Origin of the sequence: Sphingorhabdus wooponensis, assembly GCF_003933235.1 — a bacterium.
Classification (GTDB): Bacteria; Pseudomonadota; Alphaproteobacteria; order Sphingomonadales; family Sphingomonadaceae; genus Sphingorhabdus_B; species Sphingorhabdus_B wooponensis.
On sequence record NZ_RWJI01000003.1, the window covers coordinates 38,468 to 59,701 of the forward strand.

Here is a 21,234-nt window from a genome sequence, read left to right on the forward strand (position 1 = left end):
CATCCGCTTGCAGTCGTGCATCACAATCCGCATAGCCTGCGGCCATGACACAAAGCTTCGAATTTGGCGGGCAGCAATTTGAGATAGCCGGAGAGGCAGCATTATATTGGCGCGCGCAAGATGCGTTATTGGTGTCCGACCTGCATCTGGAAAAGGCGAGCGCCTTTGCCTTATACGGCCAAATGCTGCCGCCTTATGACAGCGTATCGACGCTGCAGGATATTGCGGCGCTGTGCAGCAAATATAGCCCAGTCAAAATCATATCACTGGGTGACAATTTTCATGACGATGATGGGGAGCAGCGGCTGGCGAAATCGGCTGCGGCATTGTTGGTCGATTTGACCCGCGATACCGAATGGATTTGGATTACGGGAAACCATGACAGGACAGTGTCAGGGAAATGGGGTGGCAAGGCGTTTGACGAATTGACGCTGTCCGGCATCACCCTTCGCCACGAAGCGTTAGGCGGCGATCCCAATCCCGAAATCTCCGGACATTTCCATCCTAAGTTCCGGCAGGTGTTGCGCGGGCGGATGGTAAAACGGCGTTGTTTTGTAAAAACCCCGCGCAAGATGATCATGCCAGCCTTTGGCGCGCTGACCGGTGGGTTAGATGTGCAGGATGTTGCAATCATAAAGGCATGCGACCTCGCCGATGGCGAGGGGGTTGAGGCCTTGGTCCCCATGCAAAGCGGCTATGCGCGTTTTGCCTTAAACAAAACTGGGACGCTTGCCAAATAAGGCGGTGCCGACGCGGACATATGTTGCGCCCAGCATGATGGCAGTTTCGAAATCATCGGACATACCCATGCTCAATTGCATTAGGCCATGCCGCGCGGACAATTCGGCCAAAAGCGCAAAGAAGGGCGCGGCCTCCAGTTCCGCAGGCGGAATGCACATGAGGCCCGCCACCGGAAGGCCCGCATCCTGCGCAGCCTTCAACAGGTCGGGGAGATCCGCCACCGAGCAGCCGCCTTTTTGCTCTTCCGCGCCAATATTGACTTGAAGGAAGCACGGCACCGCGCGCCCCAGTTTCTCCATCGCCTTGCCCAGCGCCGTCACAAGCGACAACCGATCAACCGAATGTATCACGTCAAACAACGCGACCGCCTCTTCGGCTTTGTTGGATTGCAACTGACCAATGAGGTGCAGCTCAACCTCCGGATGTTGTGCCTTCAGTGCGGGCCATTTGCTGGCCGCCTCCTGAACGCGATTCTCCCCGAACAGTCTTTGGCCTTCTAAGATGAGCGGTTCAATGTCTTGCGCCGACCGCGTTTTCGATACGGCAATAAGGTGAATGTCCTCCGCCGGACGTCGCGCCAATTTGGCGGCGGCGGCCATGCGCGTGCGGATGGCCGTCAAACGGTCGGCGGATGTTTCTCTTGTCGCTTCCTGCATAGCGGATCGCTATAGGCACTTGCATGCCGCGAAGCCACCCCTTGCCGAAAATCTGGCTCATGACCGATGCGCGTTTCGGTGATGAGCAACTGCGCGCTATTCAACAGCTGCCTGCGCGATCAGGCGTGGTTTTCCGCCATTATCATTTGGCTACTCTACAACGTCGCGCATTGTTCGCCCAAGTGCTGCGTATTTGTCGTCGGCGCGGGCATATCCTGCTGTTGGCGGGTGATGCGCGGACCGCTTTACGCTGGCATGCCGACGGTTTTCATCAACGCGGACGTGGCCACCCAGGCTTGCTACACAGCGCGCCTGTGCACAATGCGCGGGAAATCGCAGAGGTAAAGCGCGACAATCCCGACCTCTTATTTCTCTCCCCGCTTTTCAATACCAAAAGCCACCCAGGCGCACGACCGCTCGGCCCCTTAATGTTTCAACGACTCGCAAAGCTTGGTGGCCCAAAGCGCATCGTCGCCTTAGGCGGCATGACCCGTCAAAGCGCGCATATGCTCGGTCCACGGATCGTCCATGGTTGGGCGGCAATTGATGCTTTCAGAAAAAAGCCCGCTTAGAAGCGGATTTTGGTTCCAACATAGACAGCTTCGCTGTCCTTGCGATTGTCCGCCAAAGGAATGACGCGATCATTCTCACTGGCGTACCGAACGCCTGCGGTAACGTCGATCTTGTGGCTGATCGAGAAGCTGCCGCCAACGTCCAGCTTATAATCGCCCGAAGCTGCACTACCACGTGCGGGCGGCGCCATTTCTTTATTCTGGTCGAGCTTAATATTGGTGCTGAATTTGCTTGGCTTCTGCGCCCGCTCATCAAGCCGGAAGCCGCCTTTTCCAAGCTCGCTCAAAGGTGCTGTTACAGCACGTGCCTGTGCCTTGGGCAAAGCAAAGTCCTGCCAACCTTTCGAGGCAGTCAAACGATAATCGACCGCGGCCAGACGAAGTCCCTTGCCTGCGCCGACTGCGCCCGGTGCGATGACATTGCGTATCGATACAGCGCCAGCCGTCAGGCGCGAGTTCGCCCGTGCTGCAACGGTAATCGTGCGGCTGCGCCCTTCACCAGCGCTAGCGGGCGTAAATGGGAACCGCACATTGGGTGCAATTTGCGTGGCGGAAAATTTCTGGGCCAGAACGCTATCGCCGCCAGCAGGCGTGAACATCGCTATCCACGAAGGTGTAGCATTTTGTTCAAGGCCAGATGCCTTTGCTGCAAAGGCAGGGACAATCATCGGCGAAAGGACGAGCGAGCCCGTTGCCAGCATCACTGCTGCAAAGGTCGCATATTTTCCTTTCTGTACCCGCTTCACGATCATAGCCTTATTTTCAGCGATTCTTTTTCTTCATTGTCGATATACGCCTGATTTTAGAGATTCAAAAGAGGCGTAATTTCAGAATCATGCCAATAACACGTTTTGTCACGAGTTGTTGCATGATGTCCACAATCGGATAGCGCAGGAAAACTGACTGCAGCATTAATTGCGCGCCGTTCAGCCGCCAGAAAGCTTGCTCCCGACAGCAAGCCACTATAGAGGTTTCCGATATTCCATTGTTCAAGGATTTTTTATGCGCACCACTCGCCTGGCACTCATCGTTGCGACAAGCAGCTTAATTAGCTTAAGCATGCTTTCTGGCTGCGGCGGCAGGGAGCGTCCAAAGGCGGACCTCGCGGCCAGCCAAGTTACAACCATTGGCGTCAACAGCTATTTGTGGCGCGCATCGCTTGATGCCTTGTCCTTCATGCCGTTGCTGCAAACCGATTCCTCCGGCGGCGTCATTGTCACCGATTGGTATGTAAATCCGCAAAGCCCTGGCGAGCGCGTGAAGTTGACGATTTCGATCCTTGACCAAGACCTTCGTGCTGACGCTTTGCGCGTGGCCGGTAGTCGCGAAGTCTCGCAAAATGGCCAGTGGGTCGCGGCGCCATTGCGCGCTGCTACAGTGCAAAAGCTGGAAGCTGTGATTCTCACTAAGGCGCGTGACCTTCGCCGGTCATCCATCTCCGGGTAATTTCTATGTCCAATGTAGAGCGCTTTAACCCGCACGTCGCCGACGCGCGGTGGCAAAATATTTGGGAAGAACGCAGCAGCTTCGTTGCGGATGACAATTCGCCCAAGCCCCGCGCTTATGTCCTTGAGATGTTTCCCTATCCGTCGGGCCGCATCCATATTGGCCATGTCCGCAATTATACGATGGGCGATGTATTAGCGCGCTACAAACGGATGACGGGTCATGAGGTGTTGCATCCCATGGGCTGGGACGCCTTTGGCATGCCAGCCGAAAATGCGGCGATGGAAAAGAACGTCCACCCCGGTGGCTGGACGCGCGACAACATCGCGAACATGAAAGCACAGCTGAAACGGCTTGGTTTTGCGATTGACTGGACACGCGAGCTGGCGACCTGCGAGCCCGAATATTATGGCCATGAGCAGGCCCTGTTCCTAAAATTATACGCTGCTGGCTTGGTGTATCGCAAGGAATCTGCGGTAAACTGGGATCCGGTCGACATGACCGTGCTGGCCAATGAACAAGTCATAGATGGTAAAGGCTGGCGCTCCGGCGCGCCTGTCGAGCGCCGCAAGCTGAGTCAATGGTTCCTCAAAATCACGGACTTTGCCGATGAATTGCTGATCGGCCTTGGTTCGCTGGACCAATGGCCTGACAAGGTTCGGTTGATGCAGGAAAACTGGATCGGCAAATCGCAAGGCTTAAAATGCACCTTCCGTTTCCCAGGTGGCGATGACGGCATTGATGTGTTTACAACGCGGCCAGATACCATGTTCGGTGCTAGCTTTGTCGCCATTGCCGCGGACCACCCCGTTGCACAAAAATTGGCGAGTAACGCACCCGATTTGCAGGCCTTTATCGAAGAATGTCGCAAAGGCGGCACGACCGCTGCCGACATTGAAACCGCAGAAAAACGTGGGTTTAATACAGGTCTAACCGTCGAGCATCCACTGGATCCAAGCTGGCATTTGCCCGTCTATGTCGCGAATTTCGTATTGATGGACTATGGCACGGGCGCCGTATTTGGCTGCCCCGCGCATGACCAACGCGACCTTGATTTTGCTCGCAAATATGATTTGCCCGTCACTCGCGTTGTCGCCGATGGCGATGTGACCGATAGCGTCTTTGTCGGTGATATTGCTTTCACTGGCCCCGGCACAATCGTCAATTCACACTGGATGAATGGCATGACGATTGATCAGGCCAAAGCCGATGTCATCGCACGTGCGCAGGCTGAAGGCTGGGGCATGGGCCAGACGCAATATCGTCTGCGCGACTGGGGCGTTTCGCGTCAACGCTACTGGGGTACTCCGATCCCGATCATTCATTGCCAGACCTGCGGCGCGGTGCCGGTGCCGGATGACCAATTGCCCGTGACTTTACCCGAAGATGTCAGCTTCGACATCCCAGGAAACCCGCTCGACCGACACCCTACGTGGAGCAAAGTCGATTGCCCAAGCTGCGGCATTCCAGCGCGTCGGGAAACCGATACTCTCGATACTTTTGTCGATTCCAGCTGGTACTTCATCCGCTTTGCGAGCCAACCACATGACAAGCCATTTGATCGCGCAGTTGCGGAAAAATGGCTTCCGGTGGACCAATATATTGGTGGCGTAGAACATGCCATTCTGCACTTGCTTTATGCCCGTTTCTGGACGCGCGCATTGAGCCATATCGGCTTGATTGATGTGAAGGAGCCATTTGCATCTTTGTTCACGCAAGGCATGGTCACGCACCAAACCTATCAAGACGCAAAAGGAACCTGGCTAAGCCCTGATCAGGTGCGACGCGAGGGCGACGTCTGGACCATCATCGACAGCGGCGCACCTGCAGTTGCTGGCCGTATCGAGAAGATGTCCAAGTCGAAAAAGAATGTCGTCGATCCCGATGACATTGTGGATCAATATGGCGCCGATGCCGTGCGCTGGTTCATGCTATCCGACAGCCCGCCCGAACGCGATCTGGAATGGTCGGAAGCTGGCATAGAAGGCTGCTGGCGCTTTGTGCAGCGTCTGTGGCGCCTAACTTCGCAGGTCAGCGGTGCTGATGGCGCGGACAAAGCCTTGGACCGCAAAACGCATCAGATAATTGCTGGCGTCGGTGCAGATATTGAGGCGCTGGCCTTTAACAAGGCCGTCGCCAAGATTTATGACTTGGCCAACGCCATTGAAAAAGCCGCGCCTTCAGCCAGCCGCGATTCTGCCATTCGCACAATTCTCTTGCTGTCATCACCCATGGTGCCGCATTTGGCTGAAGAGGCTTGGACTCAGCTTGGCGCGGACATGGGCGGCGGCTTGATTGCCGACGCCGCATGGCCAGAAGTAGACCCGACCCTTCTTGAGGAAGACGAGGTTACCATCGCCATTCAGGTCAGGGGCAAATTGCGTGACACGCTCACGGTCGCCAAGGGCTTACCGCAAGCCGAAATGGAGGCGCTTGCGCTGGCCAGCGAAAAGGTTCAGCATGCCATTGACGGCGGTGATATAAAGAAAATCATCGTCGTTCCCGACAGGCTGGTCAACATCGTCCTATGAACCGTTTCATCGCCCCCTTGATGCTTGCTTTCCTGCTGCCTGCGTGCAGTTTGCAACCCTTGTATAGCGGTGGGTCAAATGGGGTGGTGGCGCAAACATTGGGAACCATCAGTGTTGTGCCAATCGAGGGCAAAAATGGTTGGCTGATGCGCAATGCATTGACCGACCGGCTTGGCACTCAAGACAGCAATTCTGCGCAATTCCGGCTGATTGTTGTCCTGGATGACCAAATTGAAGGTTTTGGCGTGCGCGCCGATGATACGGTCACGCGGGAACGCCGGACATTGCGTGCGCGCTATCAGCTTGTTTCGGTCGCGACGGGCGAGACTGTGCTGGATACCACAGCCGGATCGGACGCGGGCATTGACGTGGTCAGTTCGGAATATGCAACGATCGCTGGCGAAAACAGCGCACTTGAGAACTTGACCCAAAAGGTTGCGGATCAGATTGTCACGCGGCTTTCCATTTACGCGCGCGGCGAATGAGTAGCGCAAAAGAACGTAGCTTTATCAATGCCATCAGCGCCCGCCCTGATGTTCGGTTGTTTTTCATATTTGGGCAGGATGAATCGGCTGTGGCTGATATTGCCGGGCAAATGTCGGCTCAGTTAGCAGGCTCAGAACGCATTGAAATCGACAGCGACCGTATCCGCAATGACCCGGCTTTATTGGTAGATGAGGCATCTGCCCTATCGCTGTTCGGCGACAAAAGGCATATTCGTCTTAATTTCCGGCGCGAAGAGGGGCTCGCCGCAGTAGAAAATCTGCTGGAGTTGGAAGGGGACCTTAGCCCGGTTATTGCCACCGCCGGCAATCTGACCAAGGCTAGCAAATTACGAAAGTTGCTAGAGGCGCATCCCCGCGCCATGGCCCATATTTGTTATTTACCTGAGGAAGGCGACGCCGCAGCAGCAGTCATGGCCTATGCTGCCACCACAGGTTTAAAAATCGATCGACCACTTGCCGTCCGTATCGCGCGTTACACCGGGCAAGACCGCAAGCTGGCGCAGGCAGAAATCGACAAGCTGTCTCTATATTATGATGCGTCACCGCAGCGTCCCGCCACGGTGGAAATTGCTATATTTGAAGCGTTATCAGCGGAAACCGGTGAGGAAAATATTAACGGCCTCGTCCATGTCGTGATGGGCGGCGACTTGCGTGGCACAGGTCGCGAGCTATCCGCCGCACGCGACATGGGTGTGGATGCCATTCGCATCATCCGCGCCATGCAACGCCGCGTGACAATGCTCGCCGCGATGCGGGCAAAAGTCGACAATGGTGCCAATCCCGGCGCGGTGGTTAAGGCAACGCGTTCGATATTTTGGAAAGATGCAGACAGCTACGCACAGCAATTGATGCGCTGGCCATCGGTCCGGCTTGCTGGTCTCAACGGCCATTTGCTTGAGGTGGAGTCAAAATTGATGCATGTCCGCGACGGGCTTGCCGTGACCATATTGGAAGAAGAGCTTGTCCGCATTGCCCGTGCCGCAGCACGCCGCGGTTAATCAATAATGCGACTTACACAGTTCCAAGGCGCCACTCTTGCGTTAGTACCTTGAACCATTTTGTTTTTACTCCCACATCAAACGCACGAAAGGTCCCTTTTCATGGAAAAAATAATCAAATCCGACGCGGAGTGGCGGGCAGAATTGGACCCCATTCAATATCATGTCCTGCGTGAGGCTGGCACAGAACGTGCTTTTGCCGGCGCTCTAACCGATGAAAAGCGCGAAGGCGAATTTCGCTGCGCTGGCTGTGGGACTACCCTGTTTGCTTCAGACACGAAATTTGACAGCGGTTCAGGTTGGCCAAGCTTTACCGCGCCTGCAGACAATGATGCCGTCGAAGAACATCGCGATGCATCGCACGGTATGGTCCGCATCGAAGTGCGCTGCGCTGCATGTGACGGGCATTTGGGTCATGTCTTTCCCGATGGGCCGGGACCAACAGGCCTGCGTTACTGCATCAACAGCGCAGCGCTTGCATTCGATCCTGAATAACAAGGCGCTTGTCGGCGGTTACGGGACTGGGTAACACGCAAAGCATGGCACGCGCAGGCAAGATTTCGAAAGAACGTGGCCCAATGGGAACATGGATATTCCGCATCGCCAAAGCGGGCGTCATCGCAGCGTTGCTGGGCGTCATGGTCCTTGGCATTTTCGTCGCGATTGCACGCAGCGAAATTGACAGTTTCGAAGATCTGAAAGCGTCCCCCAACGGGCAGATGATCCGTATACGTGCCGCAGATGGCACTGTTATTCAATCGCTTGGCCCGAGCTTCGGACGCTGGCTAACCATCGACCAATTGCCGTCCGAGATGAAGGATGCGATGGTCGCGGTTGAAGATCGCCGATATTATATGCATCCCGGTGTCGACCCTATTGGCATTACACGGTCCGTGTATGTTCGGACCGTTGAAGGTCGCTGGACGCAAGGTGGCTCGACCATCACGCAACAATTGGCGCGCAACATCTATCTTAATAGCAACAAGGAGTTTGGCCGTAAAATTCGCGAGGTCATCCTTGCGTTGGCGATGGAAACCAAATTCTCCAAGGACCAGATCCTTGAGCTCTATTTGAATAAAGTATATTTTGGTGGCGGCGCTTATGGGGTGGATGCGGCAAGTCGCCGTTTCTTTGACCATGGCGCCGAAGACATCAACCTTGCTGAGGCAGCTATTATCGCAGGTCTAGTAAAGGCACCCTCACGCTATGCGCCTACGGCCGACGCGCAGGCCGCTTTGGACCGCGCGAAGGTAGTGGTTGAAGTCATGCAAGATGCCGGGATGATTACCCCAGCTGAGGCCGCAAATGTTGAGTTAGCCGGAGTCCGATTGGCAGCTGAAACGCCTCAAGACAGCGTGCGTTACTTCACGGATTGGGTTTTGCCGCAGTTAGACGGCCTGATTGACGAAACCGAAAAGCCCATTGATGTCTGGACGACGCTGGATCTTAAAATGCAGCGCGCCGCAACCGCAGCAATCGCGGCGAATGCACCCCGCGGGTCTCAAGGCGCATTGGTGTCGATTGACCGCGACGGCGCTGTGAAGGCGATGGTCGGCGGCACCGATTATAATAGCAGCATTTATAATCGCGCGGTTACCGCTGTGCGCCAACCAGGGTCGGCTTGGAAATTATTCGTGTATCTCGCCGCGTTGGAAGCGGGCTATCGCCCCGAAGACATGGTAGAAGACAAGCCAGTCGAAATTGAAGGCTGGCAACCCAAGAATAGTAACGGCAAATTTGCGGGCCCGATTTCACTTCGTACCGCCTTTGCTTATTCCAAAAACACAGTCGCCGCTCAAATTGGGCAAGATGTTGGCACCAGTAGCATCGCCAATATGGCGCGCAGGTTCGGAATCTCCACCCCTGTCAACACGGAACCGTCGATGGTTCTGGGCACATCGGATACCCGCGTTATCGATATGACCCAGGCGTTCGCAGCAGTCGCAGCAGGTGGGCGAAGTGTCATGCCTTATGGCATTACAAAGGTCACCACGATTGATGGTGAGCTTCTATATGCGGCGAAGCCATCGAGCTCTGTGCAGTTGGTTGACGATTGGGTTGCAGGCGCAATGACCGATTTGTTGCAAAGCGCTGTTGCTACGGGCACCGGGCGGGCTGCAAATATCGGCCGACCCGTTGCGGGCAAAACGGGGACGACTTCAAGCAACAAGGACGGATGGTTCCTGGGCTTCTCCAGCGGTCTTACAACCGGCGTGTGGATGGGTCGCGACGACGCTAGGCGAATTGGTGGCCTTGAAGGCGGCCGCGCCCCTGCGCAAGCCTGGGCAGCATATATGCGTGTCGCGGTATCCGATCGTCCCGTGGAGAAATTTGCAACAGAGGTGACGTTCCCAGAAGCTCTTGAAGGCGAGGAGACATTACTCGACGGGGAAGAAATGCTGCTATTCGACGAAAACGGGATGCCGATTGAAGGCGCACCCCTAATGGAAGACCCCAATGATGCGCCAGAACCGGGGCCGGAGCCTCTGGATGATGCGTTTATCGAAAGGGCCTTAAACGGTCGACGCGATTAATAACTCACGCCGGAAGACGCGCAGGGCAATCCGCATTGACAGCTTGCGTCCTGAAAAACTTAAAGTGCGTGACCAGTCCGGCTTTTTTTGGTTTCAAGATAATGGGCATTGTGTGGGTTCGCGGCGATTTGAAGCGGCAGCCGTTCCGTGACCGCAATGCCCGCTTTTTGCAAGCCATCCACTTTTTCGGGATTGTTAGTTAACAGGCGCACCCGTTCCACACCAAGCAATTCGAGCATCCGTGCAGCGACAGAAAAGTCGCGCGCATCAATGGCGAAGCCCAATCGGGTATTGGCATCGACCGTATCAAACCCCTGATCCTGCAGCGCATAGGCGCGCAGCTTGTTGATCAAGCCAATGCCGCGTCCTTCTTGTCGCAAATATAACAATATGCCCCAACTTGCGTCCGAAATTTGTTGCAACGCTTCATGTAATTGCGGTCCGCAATCGCATTTCAGGCTGCCGAGAACATCGCCCGTCAGGCATTCACTGTGCAGCCGGACGACTGGCGGCGAGGTATCGCGCGTACCCATCAGCAACGCAACATGATCGGACGCATCTACGACTGTCCGGAACGCGACGATTTCGGCATCTGCATTGGCGGCAACCGGAAGTTTGGCCCGCGCAGCTATGCGCAACGCGCCGCTATCGTCAAAGGCAATAACATCTTGCGGGCTGACATTAACGGTGTTTTCGTCCGCATCCGCCAACACCAGAAACGCGGGCAGCAAGCCAGCCAAACGCGCAAGTTCGATAGCGGCCGTCGCCGATGGCCCATCATCCAATGGCAACGCGGCAAAGGGTCCCTTCATCGGATAGGCAAGGTCGAGGCTTGGGTCAGCTACCGCCAATGCGAGTCTGAGGTCCAAGTCGAACGGGGCCTTAATGAGCACCGGAAGGTCGCCATCGGCCGCGGCACTCTGGTTGCTTAATTTCAACGTCGCCGCGCGACTTGCTGATAGCAATATCGCATGCGTGCCGGAAATATCCTGCGCCGTTTCGACCGCAAGTACAGTCAGCGCTTTATCCACATCCACAACGGTGACTGGCCATCCGCGGCGCAAGGCATCAATCGCCATTGCTGCGCGGCGTGAGTCTCCCAACGCTGCGCTCCCCCCGATCAAAAGGTGAATTCCGTGACTATCGGTGCATGGTCGGATGGTTTGCCCCAGCCGCGCACATGTTTGTGCACGATATGCGCCTTTGCCTTTTCTTTCAGATCAGGTGTAACCCACATATGATCGAGCCTACGTCCACGGTCAGATGTTTCCCAATCCTGTGCGCGATAGCTCCACCATGTATATAATTTTTTCGACGGCTCAACAAAGTGCCGCGCAACATCCACCCAGTCTGCTGCGGCCTGAATTTCCGCCAAATGCTCAATTTCAATTTTGGTATGGCTGACGACATTTACCAATTGTTTATGGCTCCAGACATCTTTCTCAAGCGGCGCAACATTGAAGTCACCCGTGAGGATTGTCGGTTGCGTAACGTTACGCGACCATTCCGCCATACGCTTCAAAAACGCTAGTTTCTGGCCGAATTTGGAATTAACCTCACTGTCCGGAACCTCACCACCTGCAGGAATATAGACATTGTCGATCCGTACGCCCTTGGCTGCGTCAATGTTTAACTCTGCACCGACATGGCGCGCCTCGCCATTGGCTTGCCAATCCTCAACCCTGCGGTTGATCAACGGCAGCTTGCTGACGATTGCAACACCATGGTGCATAGGCATCCCGTTAATGACAAAATGTCGGTAACCCAATTGCCGAAACAATCCTTCGGGAAACAGGCTGTCGATGACTTTTGTTTCCTGAAGGCACAAAACGTCAGGCGCCTCTTCCTTCAAATAGCGTTCGACAATGTCGATGCGGGCGCGGACTGAGTTTATATTCCACGAGGCGATGCGTATGGTCTGAGACATAAGATAAAAGCCCTAGATGCCTGAAGCGTCAGGGGCAAGCCGGTGAAGTCATTTCAGACAAAAAAGCAAAGCCCCCATCCCGGGGGCATTGGGGATGAGGGCTAAGCTTGCGTTCGTCACGCGGATATCAGCGGTGTTTTAAGTCGCGGGCAACAGGGGGAAATCCACACGTACGGACATCCACTGATGAGTCGTTTATACTGTGGCTTTCCTGTCGTTCAGATGAACAACTTACGCGCAGGCCGCAGCTTGTCGGTGGTGCGCTTCCGTTCATCGCCAGATATTACGATTTTCGCCTGACGGGTCGTGGATCTTTCCACGTGAAGGCGTTTTTTGCGATGGCGCCATTATAGGTGATGTTATTGAGTCGAATGGTGGTGCGGTTGTTTTTGGAATCCAGCGCGACCCAGCCATTTAAAGTCAATCCACCGGGCGCGCCGGGCTTGTCCACGAATATCATAGTGATGGTACCATATTCGGGCCGATTTGGGTCGCGGACTTCGACGCTAATAACCTCCTTAGTAGACGTTGGAAGTATCTTGCCAAAGCGCGCAAGGTCCTGACCGGGGTCAAGAAGGGCCGCCAGCGGACTGTTGCGGATCGGCCAACGCTGCACTTGTTTGACCTCATAATCCACCATTGTGAGCGCACGGCCGTCTGCGACAATCAATAAGGGTACATCCTTTTGATACTCAAAACGCACTTGCCCAGGCCGCTTCAACAGCAACTTGCCGGTCAGCGTTCCACCGCTCCGATCTGTCTGCGAAAAAGTGGCTGACATCGTAGCCACAGCTTTCATATGCTGAACCACCCGGGCCATCTGCTCGGACGAGGACTGCGCAATACTAGGTGTCGTTGCCACGAGCGCAACCGGCGCGAACAACAAGGCAAATTTTGAAAAAGTCATCTTTGTTTCCTAGGGATGGGGTGGCAACAATTACTATTCAGGCTGCCTTGAACCCCGTCTTAACGGCTAAGCTGGGTCGCCGTTGCGGTCGCGCAGTACTTCCCGGCGGCCAATATGGTTCGGCGCGCTGATGAAGCCATCTTCCTCCATCCGGTCAATCAGCCGCGCAGCGCTGTTGTAACCGATGCGCAATTGCCGTTGGATCCAGCTTGTTGAGGCCTTCTGGCTTTCGAACACTATTTGGCACGCTTTACGATATTGTGAATCTTCTTCGCTGTCGTCACCGCCTATGCCGCCAAAGTCGAAACCGCCGTCTTCGGGCTCTTCCGTCACAGCCTGGATATATTCAGGCTGCCCCTGGCCACGCCAATGGTCGGCAACGCGGCGCACTTCATCGTCGGAGACAAAGGGTCCGTGAATACGGATCAATCCGCGGCCACCAGCCATATAAAGCATGTCGCCCTTGCCCAGCAGCTGTTCTGCGCCTTGTTCCCCAAGAATAGTCCGACTGTCGATTTTGGACGTGACGTGGAAGGAAATGCGGGTTGGCAGATTTGCCTTGATAACGCCCGTGATAACATCGACTGAGGGACGCTGGGTTGCCATGATCAGGTGAATCCCCGCCGCCCGCGCCTTTTGCGCCAGACGCTGTATCAGGAATTCGACTTCCTTTCCTGCGGTCATCATCAGGTCGGCTAACTCATCTACGATGATAACAATCTGCGGCATGGGTTCGTAAGCGAGGCTTTCTTCCTCATATTGTGGTTGGCCAGTCATCGGGTCATAACCGATCTGCACCTTGCGGCCCAATGGCGCACCTTTCGCCTTTGCATTGCGCACTTTTTCATTGAAGTTCGCAAGGTTACGCACGCCAAGCGAGGACATCATACGATATCGCTCCTCCATCTGCTCAACTGCCCATTTCAGGGCGCGGATAGCCTTTGCAGGCTCGGTCACCACGGGCGACAGCAGATGCGGAATGTCGTCATAGCTGCTCAGTTCGAGCATTTTGGGATCGATCATGATCATCCGGCATTGGTCCGGTGTCAGGCGATAGAGCAGCGACAAGATCATACAGTTCAAGCCAACCGATTTACCCGACCCGGTCGTCCCTGCGACCAGCAGATGTGGCATAGGCGCTAGATCAGCAATAACGGGGTCGCCGGAAATATTCTTGCCCAAGATTATAGGTAATGCGCCTTTTAGCTCCGCAAAAGCATCAGAGCCCACCATTTCCTGAAACACAACAGCCTCTCGGTGCGCATTGGGAAGCTCGATGCCCATCACCGTCTTGCCGGGGATGGTCGAAACGCGCGCGGAGAGCGCGGACATGTTACGTGCAATGTCTTCGGCCAACTGAATGACACGGCTCGACTTTATACCCGCCGCTGGTTCAAGTTCGTACATCGTGACGACAGGGCCAGGGCGAACCGCGACAATTTGCCCCTTCACATGGAAGTCATCAAGCACCGACTCGAGCAACCGTGCATTAGCCTCCAACGCAGCCTTATCGAGCTTAGGTACTGAAATCGCGGGAGGAGGATCGAGCAACTCGAGCGATGGCAAAGTAAAGCTACCAAAAAAATCACCTTGCCGGGCACCCGTTGAAAAAGCGGCTTTTTTTGGCGCGAGCGTGCGGTCCTCAATCACCGGCGGCTTGCGTTGATCCGGCTCCACAGCCTTGCGTGGTGGCTTGGGTTCAATAATCTGGGGTGCAGGTATATCGTCGCCCGCTAAGGCCGAAATGCCTACATTTGCGGCTCCAAATTTAGGCATCGTCAATGTCGGGATACGCAGCAATGGCCGTTCTAGCTGAAGCGATCGGATAGCCAATGCTAACCCGCCCACCAAAGCACCGAGTATAACGGACACCCGAAGCAATGTTCCGAATAAACCCTGAACTTGGCTTAAGAGTGCACTGGCAGCATTGCCCAATAGCAGAGCAATCAACCCGCCCCATCCAGCCGGAAGCCCAATGTCACTACCCTGTTGCCAATAAGCCATGCCAAAACCGAGCAACAACATACCAATCAGGCACAAGGATAATTGTCGTTTCCATTGCGGCTGCGGGACATCGCGCCACAAACGCCGCGCGAACACCAGCATCAGCGGAAACAAAAAAATCGCTGGTACGCCGAACAAGAAAAGCGCCGCATCAGCAACATAAGCACCGCTTTGCCCCATCCAATTGTGCTGAACATCGGCTGCCGCGCTATTATATGACGCGTCGCCTGCCGAATAACTGAGCACCGCGAGCCCGTAAAAAATAGCAACCAATCCCAAGGCTGCCGCACCAAACAATGCGCCACTGCGGATCAATGACGCACGCATGACCTGCCGCCAATTACCAAGGTTCGATTTCGGGCTAAATTTTGAAATGTGTAAGGCCATGTTACGAATGCCGATATGTATTTTGGATGAAGTCGCAAAGGACCGACTGCGTCCCTTTTCGGCGTCAGCGGACTCCTCGTCAAGTATTAGACGGCAAAAGGGCGAGGGACAGGTTTATACGTTCAAAATCCTGCTTTGAATCACAAGCGTTGTTGCGCCATAAGGGCAATATGAAAAACAAGGCAGATGTAATCATCATTGGTGGCGGTCTCATTGGCCTCACGCAAGCTCTGGCGCTCGCATCGCAAGGCATTACCAGCCATGTCATTGACCGCGCAGACCAAGCCAACATGCTAAAGGCGGGCTTTGACGGCAGGACCTTTGCGATCTCAAGCTCAAGCTATAAATTATTCGAAGCGATGGGCCTTGGCGATGCTTTGGTCGGTAAAGGCTGCCCGATTGAAAAGATCTGGGTGAGTGACGGTTTAAAGCCAGGGTCTCTTGATTTTGCGCCAGCCGAAGATGATGGATTTTTAGGTCAAATGTTTGAAAGCCGTTATTTGCGTGGTGTGCTTTACAAAGCAGCGCAAGAACATGCGGCAATCCAACTACATATGCCCGCAAACATCATCGAAAAATCGCGGGATGCTGGCGCAGTGACAGTGACGCTTGACGACGGAAAAGTGTTGACCGCAGGCCTGATGATTGTTGCCGAAGGCCGTAAGAGCGAAACTCGGGAAGAAGCTGGAATCCATATCGCCCAGTGGCAATATGACCATCACGCGATTGTTGGCGCGATTTATCATGAGCGGCCACATAACAATATTGCCTATGAAATTTTTTACCCCTCGGGACCCTTTGCCTTACTGCCAATGTTGGATGATGAACAAGGCCGCCACCGTTCGGCGCTTGTCTGGTCCGTTGAAACCAAAGATGCCGCTGCCTACCTAAAATTATCGCCACGCGGCTACGCGGCGGAACTTGAAAAGGGCATGGGTGGGTTGCTGGGCAAGGTCGAGTTATCTGCGCCTTTATCGTCCTACAAGTTGGGCTTCCACCATGCAGCTTCGATTACGGCTGAGCGTATGGTCCTGATCGGGGATAGCGCACACGGCATTCACCCAATCGCGGGTCAGGGTCTGAATTTGGGACTCCGCGATGTCGCAGCCCTAACTGAAGTTCTGGTAGACGGTATGCGCCTTGGTCTCGATTTTGGCGATGCGCAGTTGCTTGACCGTTACAGCCGGTGGCGCAGTATTGATACGTTGCTGATTGCCATTTCGACAGACGGACTAAACCGCTTGTTTTCCATACCTGGGAAAACCGCATCTGCGGTCCGGCGTTTCGGGATGGCGATGGTGCAGCGCGCTTCCCCGGCTAAGGCCTTTTTCATGGCCGAAGCACGGGGCGAAAGTGGCGCTCTGCCAAAAATGCTTCAGGGTGTTACTGTCTAAAGTACGCCCACACTTAGGTTACTGGAACAAGTCGGATTTCAACGCGTCGGTTGGCCGAGCGCCCCGCCGCATCCAAATTGCTCGCCTTTGGCTGGCTTTCACCATAACCGCGTGTAGCCAAGCGCGCAGACTGCACACCGCGTGACGACAAATAATCGGCTACCGAGGATGCACGGCGTTCTGACAAGGCCTGATTATAAGCGTCAGATCCGGTGGAATCGGTGTGGCCTAACACGTCAACATAGGTTTTCTCATATTGAATCAGTGTCGACGCAACCTCATCAAGCGTGCTGCGAAAGCTCGGGTCGATATTTGCACTGTCGACACCAAAAGTAATTTCCGATGGCATATCAAGGACGAGATTATCGCCGTCACGAATGACATTGATGCCCGTACCCGCCGTCTGCTGACGCAGCTTGCGTTCTTGTTCGTCCATATAATAACCAACGCCAGCACCCGCCAATGCGCCAATACCAGCGCCCAAGATCTTTTCGCTGCGGTCACGACGGCCGCCCACCAAATCGCCAATTAGATAACCACCCAATGCCCCGCCAATGCCGCCAATAGCTGCCTTCGAAATAGTACGATTTCCAGTCTCGGGATCTGTCACACACGCGGACAGCGGGAGCATCGCCGCCAATAATGTCAGTGTAATCATTTGGTTCTTTTTCATTATCGTCCCTTTCAACTAAGGCGTCGCTTAAACAACACCTATGATGAACCTGCGATGATTATCTCAAACGGTTGCATCTATATCCCATAACCTGTTTTTACGCATTTTGTTGCCAAAACCCAAATTTTCGCTTTATGGCGCAAACGTCCTTATGGAACATCTTGATCCTTTCCCGTGGTTTGATGCCGCAACTATATTAGCGCTCATTGCCCTAAATGGCGTGTTCGCAATGTCGGAGCTTGCCATTGTTTCGGCGCGAACAGCCAAGTTGAAAGCGATGGCGGAGGACGGCAAACGCGGCGCTTCGGCAGCGTTACGACTTGGGCGCGACCCCGGAAAATTCCTGTCCACTGTGCAAATTGGCATAACGCTCATCGGCATTATTGCCGGTGCCTATTCAGGATCGACGCTCGGAGGGCCAGTTGCTGATCGGATTGCCTTATGGGGCGTCGATCGTGAATGGTCAGAAACCATGGGTTTCGGCATCGTGATCAGCGTCACCACGTACGCGTCTTTGGTTGTAGGCGAGCTGGTTCCAAAGCAATTTGCACTGATTGCGCCCGAGCGAATCGCCGTTATCATGGCTGGCCCGATGGAGTTGCTGGCGCGGCTCACTGCGCCCATCGTGTGGACTCTCGACAAATCAAGCGCGACCATCTTTCGCGCGCTTGGGCTTCGCCGTGACACGCGCGACGCGCTGAGCGCCGAAGAATTGCGCATGGTCTTTGCTGAAGCAACCCATGCGGGCATCATTGAGGAGCATGAGCATAAGGTCATTGCGGGCGTTGTTCGCCTTGCCGACCGTCCAGTGCGTGAAGTCATGACGCCGCGTACCGATGTGGACCGCATTTCCGCCGATGCATCTGAAGAAGCGGTGCGCGATTCGCTCTTAAACTCACTCCATACCCGCTTGCCTGTGACAGGCGAAGACGGCGACGATATTATTGGGGTCGTTCAGTCACGCGACATCGTCGCGGCGCAAATTCGTGGTGAAGTGCTGGACATTCGCAGTTTGATGCGCCGTGCCGAGATTATTCCGGATCAGCTTGACGCCATGGACGCACTGGAGATTTTACGTTCATCCGATGTGCCCATGCTCTTGGTACATGATGAATATGGCCATTTCGAAGGCATTGTGACGCCGAATGATCTTTTGGCTGCCATTGCCGGTGAATTTGCGTCCGACCAAGCGCAGGGCAGCGCGCCCAATATCGTGAAGCTGGATGACGGATCGATGCTGGTTTCAGGATCGATGTCGGCTGACGCCATGGCCGAGGCTTTATCCATCGACCTGCCTGAGGACCGCGATTACGCGACGGCGGCAGGGCATGTTTTGCATATATTGCGACATCTCCCCGCTGAAGGTGAGGCGTTCACCGATCAAGGCTGGCGCTTTGAAGTTGTCGACATGGACGGCCGTAAAATTGACAAGCTTCGTGTCCGACTTGCAGAAAAGGCAATCAGAGAAGACGCAGTTGAGGGCTTGTGATTGCTTAATCGCTTGGTTAGGGCACTTGCTCACACGGAATACTAAGTCGTTAGAGTCCACAGGATATTGATATGGCCGATTTCTTTCTCCCTAAGAACAGTAAAGTCCAGAAGGGCACTGTTCACGCTGCTAAAACCGGCGGCAAGACTAAAAAGTTCAAGGTCTATCGTTATGATCCCGATAGCGGGGAGAACCCACGGTACGACACGTTTGAGGTAGATACCGATAACTGTGGTCCAATGGTCCTCGACGCGTTGATCAAGATGAAGGGTGAACAGGATTCATCGCTAACCTTCCGTCGGTCATGTCGCGAAGGCATTTGCGGATCTTGTTCCATGAACATCGATGGCAAGAATGGCCTAGCCTGCACCACCGCGATTGAAGATTGCAAAAGCGAGGTCACCATCACCCCGCTACCGCATATGGAAGTCATCAAGGACCTTGTTCCCGACTTCACGCATTTTTACGCCCAATATGCGTCGATTAAACCGTGGCTGCAGACTGTAACGCCTGAGCCATCGGGCAAGGAGCGCCTGCAATCGCCAGAAGACCGCGCGAAGCTTGACGGTCTGTATGAGTGCATCTTGTGCGCCTGTTGTTCGACCAGTTGCCCATCTTATTGGTGGAACAGCGACAAGTTTTTAGGGCCAGCTATCTTGCTGCAAGCCTATCGTTGGTTGGCCGACAGCCGTGATGAAATGACTGGTGAGCGCCTTGACGAGTTGGAAGATCCATTCCGCCTGTATCGCTGCCACACTATCATGAACTGCGCCAACGCCTGCCCCAAGGGGCTGAACCCGGCAAAGGCAATTGCAGAAACAAAAAAGATGGTCGCTGAGCGCCACCTTTAAGCGTTTCAATGCGCCACAAGGCTCTGATCGGTTAGGATTGCCGTTGGATACACCCACTTTTGACAGCAGCCCTGACCCCGATAATCCGGGCTGGCTGAATTGGCAAATGACCGATGCCAGCCGCTACAACGGCACGGTGCTGGGCAAAATGCTGGTCCGCAGTGAGGGCGTTAACAAAGCGCGCTTGCGTATGTATCCCGAACATCGGCACAGCAATTTACGTAACGCGGTGCATGGCGGTGTCACTCTGGGCTTTATCGACGTAGCTATGTTCGGCGCGTCTCGGATGTTTGGCCTGATTGAAGCTGGCGCAGCGGTTACCCTCGACCTTTCGGTGCAGTTTATTGGCGCTGGCGTCATTGGCGAGCCGCTGGAGGCAGAAGTTGAGCTCCTCAAGGAAACCGGCCGCCTCTTGTTCATGCGCGGCATTGTGATGCAGGGCGAATCGCGCGTTGCTGCATTTTCGGGTACGATACGAAAACCAACGAAAAAATGATGTCGACATCGGTTCTGGAACGTCACGCCGCGCTCGTTCAGGCCGGTGAACTCAGGCCAGACGCAGATCAAGTCAGGGCAGTGAGCGCGCTTGCTCAAGTGCAAGCCGAACTCGAAGCTGTTCCTGCGCGCGGCAACATGATTTGGCGGTTCCTAGGGCGCAAGCCAGAGCCGGCACGGGGTCTCTATCTATGGGGCGGTGTCGGGCGTGGTAAATCCATGCTGATGGATTTGTTTTTCGACAGTGTGCAAATCCAACATAAGCGACGCGCGCATTTCCACGAATTCATGCTCGACATTCATGCGCGGCTAAAGGCCGAGCGTGTGAAGGAAAAAGGCGACCCTATTCCACCCATAGTTGCGGCCTTGGCTGACGAAGCGCGGTTGCTGTGCTTTGATGAAATGGTCGTTAACAATATGGCTGACGCAGCTATCATGTCGCGTCTCTTTTCTGGCCTGATAGCAGCCGGTGTTACCGTTGTGACCACGTCGAATCGTCGCCCTGATGATCTGTATAAGGATGGCCTGAACCGGCAATTATTTCTGCCTTTCATCGCGCTTGTGAAGGAGAGCCTCGATATCATCACGCTCGACGGCCCTACTGATTACCGACGCGACCGATTGGGCAGCGCAAAGATCTGGCTCGTGCCCAATGGTCCGGAAACCACGGCGGCTCTATCCAATACATTTTTCCGCATGACGGACTATCCACCCGAGGACCGCGCGCATGTACCCGCGATGGAGCTAGATGTTGGTGGCGGACGCATATTACATGTGCCTAAAGCGCTGAAAGGCGTTGCCGTGTTTTCGTTTAAACGACTCTGCGCCGAAGCACGCGGGGCAGCAGATTATCTTGCCATCGCGCGGCGCTTTCACACCGTGATCATGGTCGGCATTCCGGTGTTGGGGCCACACAATCGAAATGAGGCCGCGCGCTTTGTGACATTGATTGATGCCTTATACGAATATCGGGTGAAGTTTTTAGCGAGCGCCGATGCGGAACCAGACCATTTATACCCGCAAGGCGATGGACGGTTTGAGTTTGACCGAACTGTATCCCGCCTAATGGAAATGCAGTCTGAGGATTATCTGGCGGAAGGGCATGGTCCGCGTTAGCATGCCC

20 protein-coding genes are annotated in these 21,234 nt (G+C 54.8%); 13 read left to right on the forward strand and 7 right to left on the reverse strand.

Annotated features, from left to right (window positions below; genetic code table 11):
- The first annotated feature begins 44 nt into the window (after positions 1-44).
- Positions 45-740: a ligase-associated DNA damage response endonuclease PdeM gene (gene pdeM / locus D7D48_RS10255; RefSeq protein WP_125231343.1), complete on the forward strand. Its 696-nt coding sequence runs from the start codon at positions 45-47 to the stop codon at positions 738-740.
- Here the strand turns inward: pdeM and D7D48_RS10260 are convergent.
- Complete coding sequence (locus D7D48_RS10260; protein WP_125231344.1) at positions 711-1,397, reverse strand: YggS family pyridoxal phosphate-dependent enzyme; 687 nt, start codon at positions 1,395-1,397, stop codon at positions 711-713. The two genes, pdeM and D7D48_RS10260, sit on opposite strands and share 30 nt — an antisense overlap.
- Before the next feature lie 23 nt (positions 1,398-1,420).
- Here D7D48_RS10260 and D7D48_RS10265 point away from each other — a divergent pair, with 23 nt between their 5' ends.
- Positions 1,421-1,969 (forward strand): thiamine phosphate synthase, encoded by a 549-nt coding sequence (locus D7D48_RS10265; RefSeq protein ID WP_125231345.1) that lies wholly within the window; start codon positions 1,421-1,423, stop codon positions 1,967-1,969.
- On the opposite strand, the gene D7D48_RS10270 is transcribed toward D7D48_RS10265, so the two are convergent.
- On the reverse strand, positions 1,966-2,715 hold the full coding sequence (locus tag D7D48_RS10270) for a hypothetical protein (RefSeq protein ID WP_125231346.1): 750 nt from the start codon (positions 2,713-2,715) through the stop codon (positions 1,966-1,968). The two genes, D7D48_RS10265 and D7D48_RS10270, sit on opposite strands and share 4 nt — an antisense overlap.
- 256 nt (positions 2,716-2,971) lie before the next feature.
- On the opposite strand from D7D48_RS10270, the gene D7D48_RS10275 reads away from it, so the two are divergent.
- From D7D48_RS10275 to D7D48_RS10300, 6 genes are all read left to right on the forward strand, one after another.
- Positions 2,972-3,415, forward strand: a complete 444-nt coding sequence (locus D7D48_RS10275; protein ID WP_125231347.1) for a DUF3576 domain-containing protein — start codon at positions 2,972-2,974, stop codon at positions 3,413-3,415.
- A gap of 5 nt (positions 3,416-3,420) precedes the next feature.
- A complete protein-coding gene (gene leuS, locus D7D48_RS10280) occupies positions 3,421-5,946 on the forward strand; it encodes a leucine--tRNA ligase (RefSeq protein WP_125231348.1) in 2,526 nt (841 codons plus the stop codon).
- Positions 5,943-6,431: an LPS assembly lipoprotein LptE gene (gene lptE / locus D7D48_RS10285; RefSeq protein ID WP_125231349.1), complete on the forward strand. Its 489-nt coding sequence runs from the start codon at positions 5,943-5,945 to the stop codon at positions 6,429-6,431. The genes leuS and lptE overlap by 4 nt, the downstream gene beginning before the upstream one ends.
- Entirely contained in the window at positions 6,428-7,450 is a 1,023-nt protein-coding gene (holA, locus tag D7D48_RS10290) for a DNA polymerase III subunit delta (RefSeq protein WP_125231350.1), read from the forward strand. The genes lptE and holA overlap by 4 nt, the downstream gene beginning before the upstream one ends.
- Positions 7,451-7,552: 102 nt before the next feature.
- Positions 7,553-7,945 (forward strand): peptide-methionine (R)-S-oxide reductase MsrB, encoded by a 393-nt coding sequence (gene msrB / locus D7D48_RS10295; RefSeq protein ID WP_125231351.1) that lies wholly within the window; start codon positions 7,553-7,555, stop codon positions 7,943-7,945.
- Between the two features lie 44 nt (positions 7,946-7,989).
- On the forward strand, positions 7,990-9,984 hold the full coding sequence (locus D7D48_RS10300) for a transglycosylase domain-containing protein (protein ID WP_125231373.1): 1,995 nt from the start codon (positions 7,990-7,992) through the stop codon (positions 9,982-9,984).
- Positions 9,985-10,043: 59 nt separating this feature from the next.
- Here the strand turns inward: D7D48_RS10300 and ribA are convergent, their stop codons facing one another.
- From ribA to D7D48_RS10320, 4 genes are all read right to left on the reverse strand, one after another.
- Positions 10,044-11,063, reverse strand: coding sequence for a GTP cyclohydrolase II (gene ribA, locus D7D48_RS10305; RefSeq protein WP_125231374.1), 1,020 nt, complete (start codon positions 11,061-11,063; stop codon positions 10,044-10,046).
- Positions 11,064-11,104: 41 nt separating this feature from the next.
- Complete coding sequence (gene xth / locus D7D48_RS10310; RefSeq protein WP_125231352.1) at positions 11,105-11,911, reverse strand: exodeoxyribonuclease III; 807 nt, start codon at positions 11,909-11,911, stop codon at positions 11,105-11,107.
- A 283-nt stretch (positions 11,912-12,194) separates the two neighbouring features.
- On the reverse strand, positions 12,195-12,818 hold the full coding sequence (locus D7D48_RS10315; protein WP_125231353.1) for a LolA family protein: 624 nt from the start codon (positions 12,816-12,818) through the stop codon (positions 12,195-12,197).
- Between the two features lie 66 nt (positions 12,819-12,884).
- A complete protein-coding gene (locus D7D48_RS10320; protein WP_125231354.1) occupies positions 12,885-15,209 on the reverse strand; it encodes a DNA translocase FtsK in 2,325 nt (774 codons plus the stop codon).
- Between the two features lie 170 nt (positions 15,210-15,379).
- On the opposite strand from D7D48_RS10320, the gene D7D48_RS10325 reads away from it, so the two are divergent.
- Positions 15,380-16,603: an FAD-dependent monooxygenase gene (locus D7D48_RS10325; RefSeq protein WP_125231355.1), complete on the forward strand. Its 1,224-nt coding sequence runs from the start codon at positions 15,380-15,382 to the stop codon at positions 16,601-16,603.
- A 13-nt stretch (positions 16,604-16,616) separates the two neighbouring features.
- Here the strand turns inward: D7D48_RS10325 and D7D48_RS10630 are convergent, their stop codons facing one another.
- A complete protein-coding gene (locus tag D7D48_RS10630; RefSeq protein ID WP_125231356.1) occupies positions 16,617-17,276 on the reverse strand; it encodes a YiaD family glycine zipper/OmpA-like lipoprotein in 660 nt (219 codons plus the stop codon).
- A 151-nt stretch (positions 17,277-17,427) separates the two neighbouring features.
- On the opposite strand from D7D48_RS10630, the gene D7D48_RS10335 reads away from it, so the two are divergent.
- The 4 genes from D7D48_RS10335 to zapE all read left to right on the forward strand — a co-directional run bounded on the left by D7D48_RS10335 (position 17,428) and on the right by zapE (position 21,227).
- Positions 17,428-18,765: a hemolysin family protein gene (locus tag D7D48_RS10335; protein ID WP_125231357.1), complete on the forward strand. Its 1,338-nt coding sequence runs from the start codon at positions 17,428-17,430 to the stop codon at positions 18,763-18,765.
- Between the two features lie 71 nt (positions 18,766-18,836).
- Complete coding sequence (locus D7D48_RS10340; protein WP_125231358.1) at positions 18,837-19,616, forward strand: succinate dehydrogenase iron-sulfur subunit; 780 nt, start codon at positions 18,837-18,839, stop codon at positions 19,614-19,616.
- A gap of 43 nt (positions 19,617-19,659) precedes the next feature.
- Positions 19,660-20,112 carry a PaaI family thioesterase gene (locus tag D7D48_RS10345; protein ID WP_245964450.1) on the forward strand — a complete coding sequence of 151 codons (453 nt, stop codon included), beginning with the start codon at positions 19,660-19,662 and terminating at the stop codon, positions 20,110-20,112.
- Positions 20,109-21,227: a cell division protein ZapE gene (gene zapE / locus D7D48_RS10350; protein ID WP_245964451.1), complete on the forward strand. Its 1,119-nt coding sequence runs from the start codon at positions 20,109-20,111 to the stop codon at positions 21,225-21,227. The genes D7D48_RS10345 and zapE overlap by 4 nt, the downstream gene beginning before the upstream one ends.
- Positions 21,228-21,234: the final 7 nt, after the last annotated feature.